The organism is Pseudoalteromonas sp. M58 (assembly GCF_042604605.1).
Classification (GTDB): domain Bacteria; phylum Pseudomonadota; class Gammaproteobacteria; order Enterobacterales; family Alteromonadaceae; genus Pseudoalteromonas; species Pseudoalteromonas tetraodonis.
This window is the reverse complement of the sequence record NZ_CP152390.1, coordinates 1,978,731-1,998,076: the sequence shown is the minus strand read 5'-3', so window position 1 is coordinate 1,998,076 and position 19,346 is coordinate 1,978,731. Positions and strand designations below refer to the sequence as shown.

The window sequence follows — 19,346 nt, the reverse complement described above, 5'->3', positions numbered from 1 at the left end:
GCTGGTAACTTGCTGGCGTTTTTGTTGCAATCATGTAATAGATCAACACACAGCAACAATAATAAGTGAGATAAGCATGAAAAAAATGCTGCAAACAGCACTCGCGTTATCAGTTTCATTGGCATTAGGCCACGCACACGCAGAGCAAACGGATGAAAAAAAATGGCAAGTTGATTCACCTAAAGGGCAATTTGTTGATGCATCTATTAGTGTAGAGCAAGGCACATGGATGAATGTCGATATAAGTCCTGACGGAGAAACCTTAGTATTTGATTTACTGGGCGATATTTACACCATGCCAATGAGTGGTGGTAAAGCGACTAAAATAACCTCAGACATTGCATGGCAAATGCAGCCGCGCTTTAGCCCAGATGGCAAGCACATTGCTTTTACATCAGATCAAGGCGGTGGTGACAATATTTGGATAATGGATGTTAACGGCGAAAACCAAACCGCCGTCACTGACGAAACATTTAGATTACTCAATAGCCCTGCGTGGAGCCCTGATGGCGATTATTTAGTTGCACGTAAGCATTTTACCGCCAGTCGCTCGCTAGGTGCGGGTGAAGTTTGGCTTTATCACAAAGCCGGCGGTAAAGGGGTGCAACTGACTAAACGTGAAAACGATCAAAAAGATTTAGGTGAACCCATGTTTTCACCGGATGGTCGGTATGTTTATTTTTCGCATGATGCAACCCCGGGTAAAACTTTTCATTATTCAAAAGACTCTGTTGCCGGTATTTATAAAATTAAGCGTTATGACCGTGAAACAGGCGACATAGAAACCATTATAAGTGGCATGGGCGGGGCAATAAGACCGACGCCGTCGCCAGATGGTAAAAAACTAGCGTACATAAAGCGTGATGACTTTCAAACCAGCCTGTACTTATATGATTTAACCAGTGGTGAGCATACTAAGCTATACGACAAGCTAGAGCGCGATATGCAAGAAACGTGGGCGATTCATGGCGTATATCCGACTATTGCGTGGACCCCAGATAACGAAGAGCTGGTATTTTGGGCTGGTGGCACCCTTCATAAACTCAATGTCGATGATAAATCAGTTAGCGATATTGCATTTAAAGTAGACACCACGAAAAAAATTCAAAAAGCAGTGCGTTTTACTCAAAATATCGACACTGATGAGTTTGATGTAAAAATGCTGCGTAATGTGCAAATTAGCCCTGATGGTGAAACCGCACTTTTTGAAGCGCTTGGTTATATTTACAAGCGCGATTTAGAATCAGGAAAAATAAAGCGCTTAACTAAGCAAACCGATCATTATGAGTTATTCCCGCAGTATTCTCGTGATGGCAAAAACATTGTCTACACCACGTGGGATGATAACGAACAAGGCACCGTGCGTGTCGTCTCTGCACGCAGTGGTCGTGGCGACACTATTACACAAGAGCCGGGAAAATACGTAGAGCCAACATTTAGTCCAGATGGCAAAACCGTGGTGTATCGTAAAGCCAGCGGCGGCAGCATTTTAAACCCTAAGTGGTCACTGCATCCTGGGGTATACAGTGTTAGTGCTAAAGGCGGAAAAAGTGAGCTCATTTCTAAAAGTGGCTATCAACCTCAGTTTGGCAGTGCCAACGATCGTGTTTATATTATGAGCCCATGGCCTAAGCCGACATTAAGTGTGGTAGAGCTTGAAAGTAAAAAAGTACGTAAACTGTATGAGTCAGAGCACGCCACTGAATTTAGAGTCTCTCCTGATGGTGAGTATTTAGCTTTTGCTGAGCGCTTTAAAGTATTTGTTACTCCATTTGTAGAGCGCGGCAAAACGATAAATATTGGGCCCAAAGATAGTCAATTTCCAATTGAGCAACTATCTGTACGCGCCGGTGAAAACATTAGCTGGAGTGCCAACAGCAATAAACTGTATTGGACACTGGGGCCTGAGCTTTACCATGCCAGTTTAGAGGGTATGTTTGCTATTAATAAAGCAGATGATAAAGACGTTAAAGTAAAAAGCGGGACTAATATCGGCTTTAGTAAAAAAATGGCTGAACCGCAGGGCATGATTGCATTAACTGGCGCTAAAATTATTACCATGGAGGGTGAAAAGGTCATTGAAAATGGCGTGATCATTACCGATGGCAAACATATCAAAGCCATTGGCACTGCAGCTGATGTGAGTATTCCTAAGGGGGCAAAGGTCATTGATGTAACAGGTAAAACAATTATGCCTGGCATTGTAGATGCCCATGCTCATGGCTCACAAGCCAGTGATGAAATTATCCCGCAGCAAAACTGGAAAAACTTAGCAGGTCTTGCGCTGGGTGTTACTACTATTCACGACCCATCAAACGACACCACTGAAATATTTACCGCGAGTGAAATGCAAAAAGCGGGGATGATCGTTGGTCCGCGTATTTTCTCTACCGGTACTATTTTATACGGCGCGAATATGCCTGGGTATACCTCGCATATTGATTCATTAGATGATGCTAAATTTCATTTAGAGCGCCTTAAAAAAGTGGGTGCGTTTAGTGTTAAATCTTATAACCAACCGCGCAGAGAGCAGCGTCAGCAAGTTATAGAAGCAGGGCGAATGCTTGAAATGATGGTAGTCCCTGAAGGGGGGTCATTATTACAACATAACTTGAGTATGGTAGTCGATGGCCATACAGGCATTGAGCATTCAATTCCTGTTGAACATATTTATGACGATATTAAGCAGCTATGGTCACAAAGTGATGTAGGTTACACACCTACATTGGTGGTAGCCTATGGCGGTATTTGGGGTGAAAACTACTGGTATGATAAAACGGACGTATGGAATCATCCACGTTTAAGTAAATTTGTGCCTAAAAACCAATTATTACCGCGCTCAATGCGCCGAGTTAAAGCACCCGATCATCACTATAATCACTTTAACAATGCTCGCGTAGCGGCTGAGTTACAAGATTTAGGTGTACTTGTTAATTTGGGTGCGCATGGCCAACGTGAGGGGTTAGGTGCGCATTGGGAAATGTGGATGTTTGCCCAAGGCGGCATGACGCCACTGGAAGCAATTAGAGCATCGACACTCGATCCGGCAAAATATTTAGGCCTAGATAAAAATGTGGGTTCATTAGAGGTCGGTAAACTGGCAGATTTAATGGTTATTGATGGCGACCCACTGAAAAACATTCGTGATTCAGACAAAATTGATTACACCATGATCAACGGCCGTTTGTTCGACGCAGCCACCATGAACGAAGTAGGCAAAAAACAGCGTGAACCATTATTTTTTGAATAATGCAGCTATTTTTTAGTTAATAAGCGGCTATTTAGCCGCTTTTTTAATACTGTATTTACCTATTTAACCAACCGCGACTATCGCTTTTAAAATATTATCACTAGGTGGAGTCACTGTTACATCATGCATCACCCTCGCTCTACATATATAACCTTCCTTTAGAATAAGTAAGTGTTGCGTGGCTTCAATTGCTTTTTCTCTATTGTGAGCAAATTCAGGCGTTTCTAAAAGAGCTGATAGTATGATCTCAAAGTTCGCTTGCTTGTGCTGTTTGCAAAGTTTGGCAATAGGGTTGTTCTCTACAGGGTACTCAGCTGCAGTATTAATAAAAAAACAGCCATTAAAACACCCTAACTCTGAAACCTCATTATTAATCCACTTTTTCAGTCCGGCAAAAATTGCCTGTGCGACTAACATAGCACTTGGTTGTATACATATTTTTTTAAGCCAAGCGTTAAAGCAGATGTCACGTGCGACTAAACAAGCACAAATAAGCGCGTCTTTGCTTTCAAAGTGCTTATATAAGGTTTTTTTTGCAATGCCCGATACAGCTAAAATTTCATTAATACCAACAGCGTGTATACCCTTTTTATAAAAAAGACTCAGTGCCGTACTGATTATTTGTTGTTGTTTATCCATGATATTCCAAATTTGAGCAGTAAAAACACAGCTTGACATAGGTAGACCGACTTGTCTATATTGCAGGTGTAGACAAGTCGGTCTACTTTTGAGGAGGTAATATGCATAGTGAGCAAATAAAGTCGGCATTAATCGCAGGCGTTTTTTCTACTTTTGTTTTGGGGTTTTTGGCGTGGCTAAATTATATGGGTGATTACGGTATTTGGTTAATGGCGCCATTCGGCGCAACAGCTGTACTTGTTTTTGGCGTACCGCAGAGCCCGTTAGCTATGCCAAAAAACGTAATAGGGGGGCATATACTGACCGCAATGATTGGGGTTGTTTTTAGCTACTATAGTGCTGATAGTGCGATTATGATTGGGCTGGCTGTGGGTATTGCTATAACATTAATGATAATCACAAAAACTATTCACCCTGCTGCCGGCGCAAACCCTATCTTAATTATTGAGTCTGGCCAAAGTTGGGATTTTTTAATAATGCCAGTACTGGCAGGAACTGTATTTATAGTTTTGTCTGGCTTTGTTGCGAGGTGGTTTATTCAATACTTGATGGATAATAAATATAAAAAAACCGCTTAACGCGGTTTCTTTTATACAAAGCACTCAGCTGATCAAACAACACCGCGAGGTAGGCGGCAATCATGATCTTTGCGAGCAAGCTCAACTATCCAAAGCTCTTCTGCTGTGTAGCCTTCTTCGTTTTGTGTGATCACGGTGAAAGGCGCTTTTTTCTGTGCTTTTACAGGAGCAGCTTTTTTAGTTTTTTTAGCAGGTGCTTTTACTGCAGCTTTTTTTGTAGACTTACCAGAGCTTAATTCTTTAGTCAGCTCTGCTACATCAGCTAGGCGCATGTTCTTGCCGCCATCAATGCTATACCAGCCAGGTTTAGTTGTTATTTCAGGTTTTTTACCGTTGGCAGCTTCATATGCAGCTTCAAAGGCAGATAACACTTCTGTTTTGTCTAGTTTGCTCATCAGAGACCCTATACGTTGTTTACACAGATAAAGAAGAGGTATTTATACCTATTTTAGAACTGTTTTTCAATTTTTTGCGATTTTCCTTTCATTTTTAGCGCATAACCGCCAAAATTTGTACAAAATTCAGTGCAAAGTAAGGTAAGTAGTATGCAACGTAGAGAATTTAATCAATTATTAAACACCCTGTTAAAGCCAGAAACCATTAACGATTTTTGTCCAAACGGGCTTCAGGTAGAAGGTAAAGATGAGATACGCACCATAGTAACGGGTGTAACGGCAAGCCAAGCACTTATTGATGCCGCGATTGAAAATAATGCCGATGCCATTTTGGTACACCATGGCTATTTTTGGAAAGGCGAGTCACAACCTATCACTGGCATGAAAAAACGTCGTGTGGCTGCGCTTTTAGCTAAAGACATCAATTTATTTGCCTATCATTTGCCATTAGATATTCACCCTGAAATGGGTAATAACGCACAGCTGGCGCAATTGCTCGATATTGAAATTGAAGCAGGCCTTGAGCCAACTAACAACAGTGTAGCGATGAAAGGACGTTTAAAAACACCGTTAACGGGCAGTGAATTTGCTAAAAAAATAAGCCAAGTGCTTAAGCGCGAGCCACTAACGAGTTTAGTACGTACTGATAAAATTGAAACCATCGCTTTGTGTACAGGTGGCGGGCAAGGGTATATCGACTTAGCAGCCGAGCAAGGTATTGATGCTTACTTAACTGGTGAGGCATCAGAGCAAACCATTCACAGCTCACGCGAGCAAAATATCGACTTTTTTGCCGCAGGCCATCACGCCACCGAGCGCTACGGTATAAAAGCATTAGGCGAATATCTTGCTAAGCAACATGGCTTTGACGTGACATTTATTGACATAGACAATCCTGTGTAAACACCTAGCTTAAAAGTAATTTTATAAATAACCTACTTGTAACGTATTTCGGGTAGGTTATTTAAATCTAGCGTTCTAAATAGCTAATTTAGCAAACTATGGTAAGTCAGTATGTTGATTTTTTATATACCCGCATACCCTTTTATCCTTTTTGTGAGTTAATTATTTTTGGTTTATGCATCCCAAAAATTGAATAAACGTAATAGATATAAACCTACGCTTAAAATCATAATTACATCCATTCTTATATTGCAAAAAACATAGATCTTTCGCTGTACTTACCTCGTTTAAATTACAATGTTACTTTGCTTGTTACTAAGGTAGTTACTTTAAAGGAATGAAATGGAAGGGGTATTAGCTTTAATTGAGCAGTACGGGTTGTTGGTTTATCTGTTACTTTTTGGTTATTGTGCGTTAAAAAGTGGATGGCTACCTTTGTTCGCAGGCTATGCTGCACATACTGGCGCACTAGATGTTGGTTTTGTTGCTTTGGCTACTTTTATGGGGGGATACTTGGGCGATGAATTACGTTTTGCTATAGCAAGAGCGTATGGCGCGGCATGGCTTGAAAAACCAGGCCGCCTTGGTCGATTATTTAAAACAGCCAGTGAGCTTGCTGAACGCCATGGCACAGCCTACATTTTTTTATATCGTTATCCTAAAGGATTACGCACGATTGGTGCCATTCCCGTAGGGCTTACAGCAATTAGTTGGCGCCGCTTTAGTGTGTTAAATGGATGCTCTGCACTGCTATGGGTTATTGTTTTAGTCGGTGGAGGCTACATTTTCGGTGCTACTTTTGATGCTTTAGGTGTTGAGAATTTAACAGCACTAAGTCTGCTATTTCTTTGCGTATTTTTAGTGACACTGTACCGGCTTTGGAATAAAACAGCTGAGGTTAAAACCCTCTAAGAATAACAAAACATCCAACGCTACTATCAAACGAATATTCAGTTTGATTTTTTCATAACCCCCTGTGTAAAACGCAAATAATTGCGGTTTTTTAGGGGGAATTTACGCAGCGTAATAAGCGTTAACTTAATTAAAGTGCTTCAGGGTTAATTGTACGGCGTACATTTATCCACGCATTGCCAATAACTTCATGAGCATACTGGGTGACTACTAGTAGTGCTTTTGCATTGGGTATGAGTTGTTTATACCAAGGGAAAGCGGCAAAGTTGTGGTAGTCGGTTGCGGCGGGGATAACGTTAATGCCTTGCGCATTAAATAAATTTTTTGCTCTGGGCATATGGCTTACTGAGGTGACTAAAGCGACCTTGTAATCAACGAGTTTTGAGGCTAAAAGTTTTGCCTCTTGGGCGGTATCCATTGCGTTTGGATTTTGCACAATACGATTTTTATTAATACCTAAGCTAATCGCGGTTTTATACACTAACGCACTGTTGGTGACTTTTTCATACCCCCCACCTGAAACAATCAGTTGCGCATGGGGGTAAATGTTAGCAAGTCTTATTCCTTCCACCAAACGAGTTAACGCACAATTACCTAACTGGCTGTTAGCACTCAATGCAGGGTTGGGGTTTATGTCACAGCCAAGTACTACAATTTTATCTATATTGGGGTGTTTAAGATAATTAAATGCTAATGAGGTTGGTTGGCTATTTTTAATCAGTAAGTTGGCCACCAAAGGGGTGCTGGCAAGTAGCAAAGTTACAAGGCTCATTAAAGATAAAGCGATTGTGACCTTTCGTTGTTTGAGCGCAAAAATGAGTAATATTAGGCTTACTAAGCCCAACAAAGGTAACGGCATGAGCAAGCCGCCCAGTATTTTTTTTAGTTCAAACATAGTGAGCAACATGATTAAGTATATTTATTAGCATGTTACTCATAAGTTTAAGATTTATCGACCGTTATTTAATTTACAGGTGTTTAAAAAGTGACGATAAACTGGATTGTCTTTCATGTCTTTTTTCATCGCTAAGTACATTGGACGCGTTAAACCAAGCGCGCCCAGTGGAATTGACTTAATTAACCCTTGGCTTTCGTAAGGGGTTACTAACCAATCGGGTAAGGCGGCCACACCCATACCTGCACTGACTAATTGAAATATAAGTAAACCTTGATCAACCGTTTTTAGCGTGCCGTCAAAACGCGCATTTTGGATGAAATGCTTAAATATATCTTGGCGCTCACGCGGAATAGGGTAAGAAATAATAGTTTCGCTTTTCAAATCAAGCGCAGTTACATAGGCTTTTTTAGCTAAGTCGTGATCCGGTGCCACAATCAGTTTCAGCTTAAAGTCAAACAAATGGGCGTATTCAAGTTTGTCAGGGTCGCGAATATCTGATGTAAGCACGAGATCTAATTCATCATTTAATAAGTCTGGGATAGCGTCGTAACTAAAGCCTCGCTCGTAATCAATTTTTATATCAGGCCAAAAGTTATTAAATTCTTTAATAGTAGGCAATAACCAATGAAAACAGGCATGACATTCAACGCTTAAACGCAGCTGCGAAATAGGCTGGTTTAGGCTTTCTTTGAGTCGGCACTTGGTGGCTTCTAATTTAGGTAATATTTCGTGTGCTAATTCAAGTAATAACATACCTTGAGGTGTAAATCGGACTGGTTGAGTTTTACGCTCAAACAACTGGCAGTCTAATTTATTTTCTAAATCTTTGATTTGATGTGATAAAGCTGACTGAGTTAAAAATAGTTCGCGGGCTGTATTGACGAGAGAACCCGTTTCTTTAAGGGTAGCAATTGTTTTTAAGTGTTTAATGTCAATCATCTTTAATAAATCTCATGGATATGGTGAGTATAGCTCAGATTCATTACATACTACGCCTTTACAAAAACCGTTTCAACGTCTGGATGGCTATAAAATTGCACTTTAGTGTGTTTTTTACTGCGAACATTAAGTTTTTTAACTTTGTTGAGTCAAACAGTGTTTAGTTTTTTATTTATTGTTGAATTTGTCTCATGTTTGTTTGAGTTTTTTATTAATGATTATTGTTCTGGTAACAGATAACTTTATTGTCATGTAACTCTCTAAAATAAGTAGGTTATAGCGCGACTTTAATATTTAGATGTTTCATAGCGAGGTTAAAATGCGAATTAAAATTTATGGCGAAGGGTTTGGCAGGCAAAAGCTCAGTACACGCAACTCAGATTCAAAGGATACATGATTGAAAAAGCAGTGAATGCTAGGATTGAATGATTAGGGGCTACTCATTGGCATACATTAATACCAATTCGTATACGCGTTTAAATAATATAATGTATTAAAGCATTCGCTAACGGGGTTAAAGATTTTTATTAAGAACAATGTGACATAAAACTAATTATAAGATTTTCTAGTGGTTAAATAGACCCTTACTTAAGTAAGCAGTTATAAGGCAGGTTGCAAAAAGCTATAGAGTGACGTTGCATCAGTTAGTGTTGGCAAAATAAGTCATATAGCATTCAACAGAACAGCCAGCTAATGGGCTGGCAAAAGCGTGTAAGAAATTACTGTGATTTTTAAAAGCCAGCAAACCTGGCTTATTAATTAAAGAGGGCTATGTATTAGTAAAATAGCTTCTTTTGCTGTAACAGGTTTAGACTTTAAAAAGCCTTGGCCATAATCACATTGGGTTTTTTGCAAAATAGCGAGTTGTTCAGGGCTTTCTATCCCTTCTGCTATAACAATAAGATCTAATGAAATGGCTAAGGTTAAAATAGCATCAATCAATGGATTGGCCGTGGTTTTTAAATTATCGATAAAGCTTTTATCAATTTTAAGGACATGAATAGGCAGTTGATGCAAGTAACCAAGGGCAGAGTAACCGGTGCCAAAGTCATCTAAACAGAGCAATACTTTTAAAGGCGATAATCCTTGAATAATTTGTGTTGCTAACTCTAAATTTTCAATCAATCCCGATTCGGTTATTTCTAGACATAACGAGCCTAAAGGTAGTTGATGTTTTTTGTAGATTGCGTGAAGCTGATCTACAAACTCTAAACTTGCGAAGTGGCGAGATGAAACATTAACCGTAACGCGTAAAAAACGATGTCCTTGTTGTTGCCATAAAGCGATATGCTGTGCTGCAAGGTCGAGCAAATGCAAATCTAAATTGATAATCTGCCCCGTTTTTTCTGCAATAGGGATAAAGTCACCTGGCGATACAAACCCTTTTCGTGGGTGATGCCAACGTACTAAAGCTTCAAACCCCATAACGTCACTGCTAGTAATGTTAAAAATAGGCTGAAAATACAGTTCAAACTCATCATGCTCAATACCGTGTTGTAAATCGTTTTCAAGGTCGGCATGTGTTTTTAACTTGTTACGCATGACATTATTAAAAAACTTAACTTGGCCACGCCCTGATGATTTTGCTTCGTACATAGCCGCGTCTGATTGCTGTAATAAAACAAATGCTTCATCGTTTACATTATCACTAAATGCAACGCCAATACTGGTAGAGGGTTGCAGTAAATGGCCATCAATATCAATGGGATCTGACAGAGCGGTTTTTATTCGAGCGAGGGCATCGTTTACTTGGTCACGATGACTGAGATTTTCCATAAAAATAGCAAACTCATCGCCGCCTAAACGAGAAAAGGTATCAGTATTGCGAACGGTTTGAGTAATCAATTTACAAATAGCAATTAAAAAATGGTCACCTACTTCATGGCCTAACGAATCATTAATACTTTTGAAGCGATCGAAATCAAGGTAGAGCAGAGCATGAAAAGTACCTTTTTTAGCGCGATTCAAGCGTAAAATTGCATGCTTCATTCTTTCTATTAGTAACGAACGATTGGCAAGCCCTGTTAGTTCATCATGCAGTGCTTTGTGCTCGAGTTCTTGGCGGGCTAAATGCCTGTCTATAACCATACTTATTTGTCGGCTTACATACGTCAACAGCGAGCTATCATGTTCGTTGTAGTAATGTTGCTTGTCATAGCTTTGTACGACAATAACGCCACTCATGCGCTCATTAACTTTATATGGCACACCAAGCCAAGAGTCTGCTAGTTCACCGACCAATTTAAAGTGGCCTTGCTCTATATAGTGTCGGTATTGCTCTTTATTAAGCAGTAAAGGGCGCTCGTTAATTAATAAATAGTAAGAGGCTGTTTCTTTTAACTGATCTTTTGAAATAATTTTATGCGTGTTTGTTTGTACACCGCCTTCAACGGTATAGACAAAATCTAGAACATCTTCTTTTTTATCATACAAAGCAATAAAAAAGTTACTTGCATTAAGAAGGCTATCAATAATCACATGCAGCGATTTAAAAAAGGTATCTAAATTTTGTGCTTTATAGGTTAAGTTAGCTATTTGCAGTAGGCTACTTTCTAATTTTTGCGCATTATTAAGTTGCCGAACGGTATCTTGCAAGCTGTTGACGGTATTCACTTGATTTATTTTTGCGCTTAGTAAGTGGGCAACGGTAGTTAAAATTTCTAAATGTGAACTGGTAAAGTAATTTTTTATTGGGTGTTCACAGTCAATTACGCCGAGTACTTTATCTTTATATATTAAAGGCACACACAGCTCTGATTGCGCAGGGCGCTCATCAGCAATGTAGCGGCTGTCTTTAGTTACATCGCCTATTATTAAAGCTTGCCCAGTTGATGCAGCATAGCCCGTTATCCCCTCATTAAAGCGGATTAACTTTCGTTCTGACTGATAACTAGTGTGTTCGCTTTCAATACCCATAGACGCCACTTGATTTAGCGTAGATTGGCTGTCATCGGCTAAATAAATCACGCAGTCGACAAATCCAAGTCGATTAACAACTTGTGTGGTGACATAACTAAAGAGCGCTTCTAACGTATTCAGTTGCAATAAACTAGAGGAGAACTGATTGATTATACTCAATTGATCCGTTTTAGTTTCGAGCGCTTTAGTAGTATCGATAGTGTTCGACATAGGCAACGAAGGTAGGCCTTATAATTATTATTAAAGGTACATACGTTAACCTAATATTAACCTTTCTACAAAATAAAACGATAAATGAGAAGCGTGAAGTGTAAAGTTTACTTTATATATAGTATCTAAGGATTATTTTTAATAAGGTCTTTACTCGAAAACCCCATATGCCTATGATCAGTTAACTTAAGCATTAGGATTTTACGATGACGAGCAAAATGACAACTCTAACGATTACTAGGCCCGATGATTGGCATGTACATTTACGCGACGGGGATCAGCTAAAAGATACAGTACGTGATATCAGTCGTTATATGGGCCGCGCGATCATTATGCCAAACCTAGTACCGCCAGCCACGTGTACTGAAACCGCATTATCGTACCGAGAGCGCATTATGGCAGCGAAACCTCAAGGGCAGTTTGAGCCACTAATGGTACTTTATCTTACTGATAAAACGACACCAGAAGAGATAAAAAAGGCAAAAGCAACGGGTAAAATATTTGCAGCTAAATTGTACCCAGCGGGTGCAACCACAAATTCAGATTCTGGCGTAACATCGGTTAAAAATATTTATCCGGTGTTAAAAGCAATGCAAGAAGTTGGCATGCTGTTACTCGTCCACGGTGAAGTAACCGACTCGTCTATTGATATATTTGATCGTGAAAAAGTGTTTTTAGAGACTATTCTAGGCGATGTTGTCGTTGACTTCCCTGAGCTTAAAATTGTTCTTGAACACATAACAACGAAAGATGCAGTCGAGTTTGTAGAAAGTGCCTCTGATAACGTAGCAGCTACAATTACTGCGCATCATTTGCTATACAACCGTAACCATATGTTAGCAGGGGGCATTCGCCCACATTACTATTGTTTACCTATATTAAAGCGAAACATTCATCAGCAAGCACTTATGGCGGCAGCAACGAGTGGCAATAAAAAATTCTTTTTAGGCACTGATTCAGCGCCACATTATAAAGATAAAAAAGAAGCTGCATGCGGTTGTGCAGGTGCTTACACTGCACATGCTGCTATTGAACTTTATGCAGAAGCTTTTGAAGAGGCTGGTGCGCTTGATAAGTTAGAGGGCTTTGCAAGCCATTTTGGTCCAGATTTTTATGGCTTAGCGCGTAACACCGACACTATTACCTTAGAAAAATCGCCTTGGACAGTGCCGGCAAGCTACTCGCTAGGTGACTCTGAAGTAGTACCAATCAAAGCCGAGAGCGTTATCGACTGGCAAGTTAAATAGTTAATATTTAAACACTAAACTTTAAACCACCTTAAATTCAAGGTGGTTTTTTATTTTAAGTGGCTAAAAAACATACTGATAAAAACTATTTTAAAGCAATTGTAATCTGTTTATAAAAAATACAATATTTTGCTTGTTATTTTCTATAAAAATTAAAAGGTTACACCGTCGTTAGTAAAACAATGAAACTTCAAAAATAAATCCTAATTAATAGAGCTAAAAAAATTTTAATGTGTTAATCTTAATTGGCTTTGAGTTTTTGCGTATTGAATTACGGTATTGTGCTGCGTTTAAGGTTACCGGTTTGGTTATTACTTCTTCCTGTACTATCACCTCCAGTTTTTTGGGCATTGACTCAGGGAGGATATTGCCATAATTATATGGCTGAATTTTAATTATTGACTTACAGGAAAATTTAGTATGTCGGTTACTGGTAAAGTAAAATTTTTCAACGAAGCTAAAGGCTTTGGTTTCATTGAACAAGAAAATGGTCCTGACGTGTTTGTACATTTCAGCGCAATCACTGGTTCTGGTTTTCGCACTCTTAGCGAAGGTCAAGCAGTGACTTTCAGCATCAAGCAAGGTCAAAAAGGCCCTGAAGCTGAGAACGTAGAAGTAGCATAATTTATTATGTGAACCTAAGTTCATCGTGGTGAAACACTAACCTGTTTCACCATAATTCTTAAATAATTATCAACTCTATTTTTAATCTCTCTGTATTGCCTTTCATTTCTGATATCCGTTATTCATATTTTTAACTCCGATATACCAAATTAAACGTAAACCTTTATGCGCGAGTCCGTTGTTGCCCAATGATCGCCTAGCGATTTAAATTTAGTCTACTGCTTGATGTGAGTTTAATTATATTGAGTTCATAAAAGTGCGTAAGATTGATATTTCTCCATGGAATAATATAAAAAATCGGCAGGATATTAATGAACAGTAGAAACAAAAAACACAGGTGTTAATAAAAATGATTCTTTGTAATCTATTTCCCCTCCTTTGTATTGCTTTTTAGATAATCGGCACGTCCTTATTACTATGCGACGAATGCGCGAATAATAACGATTAGCTGTATTTTTAGCTTAAAAAGTCTCAAAAACCACTAAAAAAGAATATTCGGGACAGAAAATAAGCTTATTTTTAATTTTTTTTCAGCCACGATTAAGTTAATTTTAAATGTTATATTTTTGTTTACTTTAACTAGGTTGTTTATCAGTATTCTTACTATATCTGGCTTTGCTGAAATTGCATTTGTCACGTTAGTTACGATAATGTTAATTTTTTTGTGTGAGCCCTTTAAATATCTTACAAACAAGCTGATTTATTTATAGGTTATGCGAAACATGAAGTTGACATGACTTAATGCATTTAGCATTATTGGTAAGTTGATATCTATTAAAAGATATCAGGGTTGTCTTCCCCTTGCGGGTTGATAATTAAATTATAAAAGTAACATTACTTAATTGGTTGGGAACTATGTCTGTTAAAATCAGAAAGAGTCTTGTAGCAACTGCGTTGGTTGGCGCTTTTGCATTTGCAAGCAGCAATGTGATTGCAGATCCTTTGAATGACGTGCAAAAAGCAGGTCAAACAATTCAAAAGGCTGCGGTTAAGTCTCAAACTAAAATTGACAATGTATATGGTCAAACTCAGGAGCTAATCGCTGAGTACCGTAGCATCGTTGATGAGACTGAACTTATGAAAGTGTACAACGATCACGTAGCACGTTTGGTCGCTGACCAAAATGCGTCTATCGCATCGTTCGATCGTCAAATCGCGACTATCGATAACACTAAACAAAACGTTGTGCCTTTGATGTATCGCATGATCGATACGCTTGAGCAATTCATCAAAGCGGACGTTCCATTTAACCTTGAAACTCGTCTTGGACGTGTTGAAAGATTACGTGAGATCATGGCATCTGCATCTGTAACAACGTCTGAGAAGTTCCGTCAGGTACTTGAAGCGTACACTGTTGAAACAGCATACAGTTCAGCTGTAACTGCTTCTCAAGGTACTTTAGATGTTGATGGTCGTAGCATTAACGTTGATATCGGTCGTTTAGGTCGTATCACTTATGTAGCGCAATCATTCGATCTAAAACACGCTTGGGTGTGGGATAACAACACTAAACAGTGGAAAGAATTAGGTGAAGAATACCTAAAACCTGTTAAAGAAGTGATCCGTATGGCGCGTAAGCAAGCCACACTAGAACTTGTTAAACTACCAATTTTTGGCGCGGAGTAATCAATAATGAAGAAACTATTTAAAGGTTTTGCTGTTGCAGCAGTACTGTCTGTTTCTGCCGGTACCGCGCTTAATGCACATGCAAATACTGATGCTTTAGATAAAATTCTTGAGCAAGTAAAGCAAGAGCGTATTTCTGAAGGGAAAATCAATAAGCAACGTGAACAAGAGTTCTTATCAGATCGTGCTGATAAGCAAGCGTTACTTAACAAAGCGAAAAGCCAATTAGCTGCTGAAAAAGCACGTGGTGATCGTCTTAGCAAAGAATATGCACAAAACGAAAATACTTTAGCGGAAAAAGAGCAAGCTCTTCAAAACGCGCAAGGTACGTTAGGTGAAATGTTTGGTGTTGTTCGTCGTGCAGCAGCTGACGCGATTGGTTCAATTGAAGCATCTTTAGTAAGTGCTGAAAAACCAGGACGTGCTGAAGTACTTCGTTCATTAGCTGCGGCTAAAGAACTTCCAACAGTTCGTGAGTTAGAAGAACTTTGGATTTCACTTCAAACAGAAATGACTGAGTCAGCTAAAGTTTCAACGTTTGAAACTGAAGTTGCAGGTCTTGACGGTAACCCGTCAATGAAAAAAGTAACACGTATCGGTAACTTCAACTTAGTTACAGACGATGGCTACTTAATCTACTCACCAGAGACTAAGTCTATACAGCCTCTAGGTAAGCAACCTGACAGCTATATCTTAAAAGGTATTTCTGATCTAGAAGGTACTTCAGCTGATAATTACGCTGGCGTATACGTGGATCCTACACGTGGTGCAATCTTACGTATCAACACGCAGAAGAAGTCTCTTATGGAGTACTACGAGCAAGGTGCTGAAGTTGGTTACATCATCACCGTATTGCTTGCTGTAGGTCTTTTAATCTTCTTAGTACGTTTCGTTGATTTAGCGCTTACTACTTCTAAGATCAAAGCTCAGCTTAAGAACTTGTCTACACCGAATACAAACAACCCATTGGGTCGTATTCTTAAAGTGTACTCTGACAACAAAAATCAAGATGTTGAAAACCTTGAGCTTAAACTTGATGAAGCGATTCTACGTGAAACGCCACGCATCGAAGCGGGTATTAACATCATCAAGATCCTTGCTGCTATCGCACCATTACTAGGTCTACTAGGTACGGTAATCGGTATGATCCTAACGTTCCAAACAATCACATTGTTCGGTACGGGCGATCCGAAGATCATGGCTGGTAACATCTCTCTAGCACTTGTAACTACAGCGCTAGGTCTAATTGCAGCACTACCACTTATCCTACTTCATTCAATTGTTGCAGGTCGTAGTAAGTCGGTACTACATATCCTTGATGAGCAAAGCGCGGGTATCATCGCGACTCACGCGGAGAAGGAGAAAGCCTAATGCTAGTCCTGATGGAGATCTGGGAATCTATCAGGGATTTTGTTGGCACAGGCGGCCAGGTTTTATACGTGGTCGCGATAGCACTCTTTCTTATGTGGGTTTTAATGATTGAGCGCTATTGGTTCTTACTTGCTGAGTTTCCTCGTTTAACGAAGGAAATTGTAGCTAAGTGGGATGCCCGCCAAGACACTACGTCTTGGTACGCACACAGAATCCGTGAAGCATGGATTTCTGAAGCGTCTGAAAAATTAGATCAGCGTATGTTGTTGATTAAAACATTAGTAGCTATATGTCCTTTAATAGGCTTACTTGGTACTGTTACGGGTATGATCGCGGTTTTTGAAACCATGGCAACCCAAGGTACAGGTAATGCACGTTTAATGGCATCAGGCATATCAATGGCAACAATCCCAACAATGGCTGGAATGGTTGCGGCACTATCTGGGGTATTCTTTAGCTCACGCCTTGAGGCAAGAGCGAGAATGGTGAAAGCCAAGCTTGTAGATAGTATGCCTCATCACTAGAGAGAGAATTAAATATGGCACGTAAACAACGTTTTCGTGAAGAAGAAGAAGCAGCGGTAGATATGACGCCAATGCTTGACATCGTATTTATCATGCTTATTTTCTTTATCGTAACTACATCGTTCGTTAAAGAGGCTGGTATCGAGGTCAATAAACCAAAAGCTGCCCAAGCTACGAAGCAAAAAAATGCTAACATTTTTATTGCAATTCGCAGTGACGGTGCAATCTGGATTGATAAACAGCAAGTTGATGTTGAACGTGTTTCAGCAAAAATCGAAAGTTTATTAGCAGAACAACCTACTGATGTTGTAATTTTGCAAGCTGATAAAGAAGCAAAACACGGCACAGTGGTTAAAGTGATGGACCAGATTAAAGCGACGGGTGATAACCTGAGAATTTCAATAGCTGGAGATCAGTAATGATTCGTTTTCTGTTTTCACTGATTGCAGGTGGGGCAGTTACTTTCGGCTTGTTCTACTTCATGGCATACCTCATCTCTGGTGGGGCTGACCGTAATACGGAACAAAAAGAGCAGATCATAGTCGAAATTATGACGAATCCGCCTGAATCTAAGGTGCAGGAGAGGAAGCGTGTACCGCCTCCGCCTCCGCCACCGCCAAAGCAGCCGCCTAAACCGCAGCCGCCACAGCCGGAAAATAGCAACCCAAATACTGGTGGCTTGTCATTTAATATGCCAAGTATCGATGTGGGAAGCACGGCCGGTGGACTAAGTGGTCCAGGTGCATTTGGACGAGATGGTGATGCGACACCTATCGTTCGTATTGAACCAAAATATCCAACACAAGCAGCACGTGATGGTAAAGAAGGTTGGGTTCAACTTTCGTTCACAATTGATGAGTTAGGTGGCGTGATTGACGTTGATGTTATCGACGCAGATCCAAAACGTATCTTTGACCGTGAAGCTAAACGTGCATTGCGTAAGTGGAAATACCGTCCTAAGATCATTGACGGGAAACCACAAAAGCAAGTTGGTTTACAAGTTCAACTAGACTTTAAACTTAACCAAGGCAACTAAGGAGGCGAGTAATGAGAAATTTTTCTAAAGTAACTGCACTTGCAATTCTTATGTCTGTGTCAGGTGCATCATTAACTGCACCTGTTTTAGCGGCGCCAGATTACGCAAAGATTGAAGAGCGTAAGAAAGCAAAAACTAAAATCATGGGCGAACGTACTGGTAAAAAAGTAATTAAAGCGTTTGATTTGTATAACGAAGATGATGTTGATGGTGCAATAGCGTTATTGAAAGAGTTAGAACCGTCTAATGACTTTGATAAAGCAACTGTTAATCGTTACTTAGGCAGCATGTACGCTCAAAAAGAGCAATACAAAGTTGCAATTAAGTATATGAAAGCAGCGATTGCACCGGATGTATTGAACTTTGCTGATCAGGCTCAAGGCTTAAAAACCTTGGGCGATATGTATGCGGGTACTGAACAATACAGTGCTGCCAAGCAAGCATATTCTGATTGGATGGACTTCACAGGTGAAGAGGACCCGAAAGTTTACACTCGTATTGCGCAAGCAAGTTATGAGCTTAAACAATTTGATCAGGTTCTTGAACCGGCAAACAAAGCAATTAAGTTAGCTGAAGAGCCAAATAAAGCTCCTTATCAACTTAAATTAGCTGCCTATTTTGAGAAAAAGCAATATCAAGATATGGTTAAAGTTGCAGAAGAAATTGTTCGTGTATGGCCTGAAGACAAAAAGTCTTGGGTAGGTTTAGGTAAGTATTATTTACAAACCGAAGACTACCAAAAAGGTCTAGCAACTATGGAAGTTGCATACAAGAATGGTTACTTCGAAAACGAAGTTGAATACAAAGTACTGGCTAACTTTTATTCTTTAAACGAAATTCCTTACAAAGCAGCAGTAACGCTTGAAAAGGCTGTTAAAGAAGAGAAAGTAAAACGCACTAAGCAAAATATTAGCGCGATTGCTAGTAACTACCATCGTTCGAAAGATATAGAGAAAGCTGCTAAGTATTACGAAGAAGCTGCTAAATTTGATGACGACGCTGAGCTCTACCGCAAAGCAGGTTCATTACTTTTACAATCTGAAAAATTCAGCGCTGCTGTTGTTCGTTTGAACAAAGCATTAGAGCTTGGCTCTGATAAAAAAGGCACTATTTATTCAGATTTAGCTGAAGCGTTTTACTACCAAGGTAAGTATAAGCAAGCTTATGCTGCTATTACTAAAGCCATGGACGACCCAAGCACACGTAGGTTTGCTAAAGGTTGGGCTACATATATTAAAGATAAAGCCGCTCGCAACGGTGTTAAAATTTAGTATT

At 39.6% G+C, this 19,346-nt stretch carries 17 protein-coding genes; 12 read left to right on the top strand and 5 right to left on the bottom strand.

Annotated elements, in window-relative coordinates; genetic code table 11:
• Positions 1-76: 76 nt before the first annotated feature.
• Positions 77-3,250: an amidohydrolase family protein gene (locus tag AAGD16_RS09155; RefSeq protein ID WP_377111334.1), complete on the top strand. Its 3,174-nt coding sequence runs from the start codon at positions 77-79 to the stop codon at positions 3,248-3,250.
• A 63-nt stretch (positions 3,251-3,313) separates the two neighbouring features.
• On the opposite strand, the gene AAGD16_RS09150 is transcribed toward AAGD16_RS09155, so the two are convergent.
• Positions 3,314-3,889, bottom strand: a complete 576-nt coding sequence (locus tag AAGD16_RS09150; protein ID WP_377111332.1) for a TetR/AcrR family transcriptional regulator — start codon at positions 3,887-3,889, stop codon at positions 3,314-3,316.
• Positions 3,890-3,990: 101 nt separating this feature from the next.
• Between AAGD16_RS09150 and AAGD16_RS09145 the strand changes: the two genes are divergently transcribed.
• Complete coding sequence (locus AAGD16_RS09145; protein ID WP_013465215.1) at positions 3,991-4,467, top strand: HPP family protein; 477 nt, start codon at positions 3,991-3,993, stop codon at positions 4,465-4,467.
• Between the two features lie 32 nt (positions 4,468-4,499).
• On the opposite strand, the gene AAGD16_RS09140 is transcribed toward AAGD16_RS09145, so the two are convergent.
• A complete protein-coding gene (locus AAGD16_RS09140; RefSeq protein ID WP_008114254.1) occupies positions 4,500-4,862 on the bottom strand; it encodes a hypothetical protein in 363 nt (120 codons plus the stop codon).
• Between the two features lie 150 nt (positions 4,863-5,012).
• Between AAGD16_RS09140 and AAGD16_RS09135 the strand changes: the two genes are divergently transcribed.
• Entirely contained in the window at positions 5,013-5,765 is a 753-nt protein-coding gene (locus tag AAGD16_RS09135) for a Nif3-like dinuclear metal center hexameric protein (protein WP_036954340.1), read from the top strand.
• 342 nt (positions 5,766-6,107) lie between these two features.
• On the top strand, positions 6,108-6,677 hold the full coding sequence (locus AAGD16_RS09130; protein WP_013465211.1) for a DedA family protein: 570 nt from the start codon (positions 6,108-6,110) through the stop codon (positions 6,675-6,677).
• Between the two features lie 130 nt (positions 6,678-6,807).
• Here AAGD16_RS09130 and AAGD16_RS09125 read toward each other — a convergent pair whose 3' ends face one another.
• The 3 genes from AAGD16_RS09125 to AAGD16_RS09115 form a co-directional block, all read right to left on the bottom strand.
• A complete protein-coding gene (locus tag AAGD16_RS09125; RefSeq protein ID WP_377111329.1) occupies positions 6,808-7,572 on the bottom strand; it encodes a YdcF family protein in 765 nt (254 codons plus the stop codon).
• 54 nt (positions 7,573-7,626) lie between these two features.
• Positions 7,627-8,514, bottom strand: a complete 888-nt coding sequence (locus AAGD16_RS09120; RefSeq protein WP_008114241.1) for a LysR family transcriptional regulator — start codon at positions 8,512-8,514, stop codon at positions 7,627-7,629.
• 759 nt (positions 8,515-9,273) lie between these two features.
• A complete protein-coding gene (locus AAGD16_RS09115) occupies positions 9,274-11,643 on the bottom strand; it encodes an EAL domain-containing protein (RefSeq protein ID WP_016900410.1) in 2,370 nt (789 codons plus the stop codon).
• Between the two features lie 206 nt (positions 11,644-11,849).
• Here AAGD16_RS09115 and pyrC point away from each other — a divergent pair, with 206 nt between their 5' ends.
• From pyrC to AAGD16_RS09075, 8 genes are all read left to right on the top strand, one after another.
• On the top strand, positions 11,850-12,890 hold the full coding sequence (pyrC, locus tag AAGD16_RS09110; RefSeq protein WP_028835052.1) for a dihydroorotase: 1,041 nt from the start codon (positions 11,850-11,852) through the stop codon (positions 12,888-12,890).
• Between the two features lie 420 nt (positions 12,891-13,310).
• Positions 13,311-13,514: a cold-shock protein gene (locus tag AAGD16_RS09105; protein ID WP_004588138.1), complete on the top strand. Its 204-nt coding sequence runs from the start codon at positions 13,311-13,313 to the stop codon at positions 13,512-13,514.
• Between the two features lie 855 nt (positions 13,515-14,369).
• Positions 14,370-15,140 carry a DUF3450 domain-containing protein gene (locus tag AAGD16_RS09100; protein ID WP_013465204.1) on the top strand — a complete coding sequence of 257 codons (771 nt, stop codon included), beginning with the start codon at positions 14,370-14,372 and terminating at the stop codon, positions 15,138-15,140.
• A gap of 6 nt (positions 15,141-15,146) precedes the next feature.
• Positions 15,147-16,511 (top strand): MotA/TolQ/ExbB proton channel family protein, encoded by a 1,365-nt coding sequence (locus AAGD16_RS09095; protein ID WP_013465203.1) that lies wholly within the window; start codon positions 15,147-15,149, stop codon positions 16,509-16,511.
• A complete protein-coding gene (locus AAGD16_RS09090) occupies positions 16,511-17,035 on the top strand; it encodes a MotA/TolQ/ExbB proton channel family protein (RefSeq protein ID WP_008109346.1) in 525 nt (174 codons plus the stop codon). The genes AAGD16_RS09095 and AAGD16_RS09090 overlap by 1 nt, the downstream gene beginning before the upstream one ends.
• Before the next feature lie 14 nt (positions 17,036-17,049).
• Positions 17,050-17,454, top strand: a complete 405-nt coding sequence (locus AAGD16_RS09085; RefSeq protein ID WP_006792384.1) for a biopolymer transporter ExbD — start codon at positions 17,050-17,052, stop codon at positions 17,452-17,454.
• Positions 17,454-18,071, top strand: a complete 618-nt coding sequence (locus AAGD16_RS09080) for an energy transducer TonB (RefSeq protein ID WP_008109338.1) — start codon at positions 17,454-17,456, stop codon at positions 18,069-18,071. Before AAGD16_RS09085 ends, AAGD16_RS09080 begins: the two co-directional genes overlap by 1 nt.
• A gap of 11 nt (positions 18,072-18,082) precedes the next feature.
• Positions 18,083-19,342: a tetratricopeptide repeat protein gene (locus AAGD16_RS09075; protein WP_013465200.1), complete on the top strand. Its 1,260-nt coding sequence runs from the start codon at positions 18,083-18,085 to the stop codon at positions 19,340-19,342.
• The last annotated feature ends 4 nt before the right edge of the window (positions 19,343-19,346 follow it).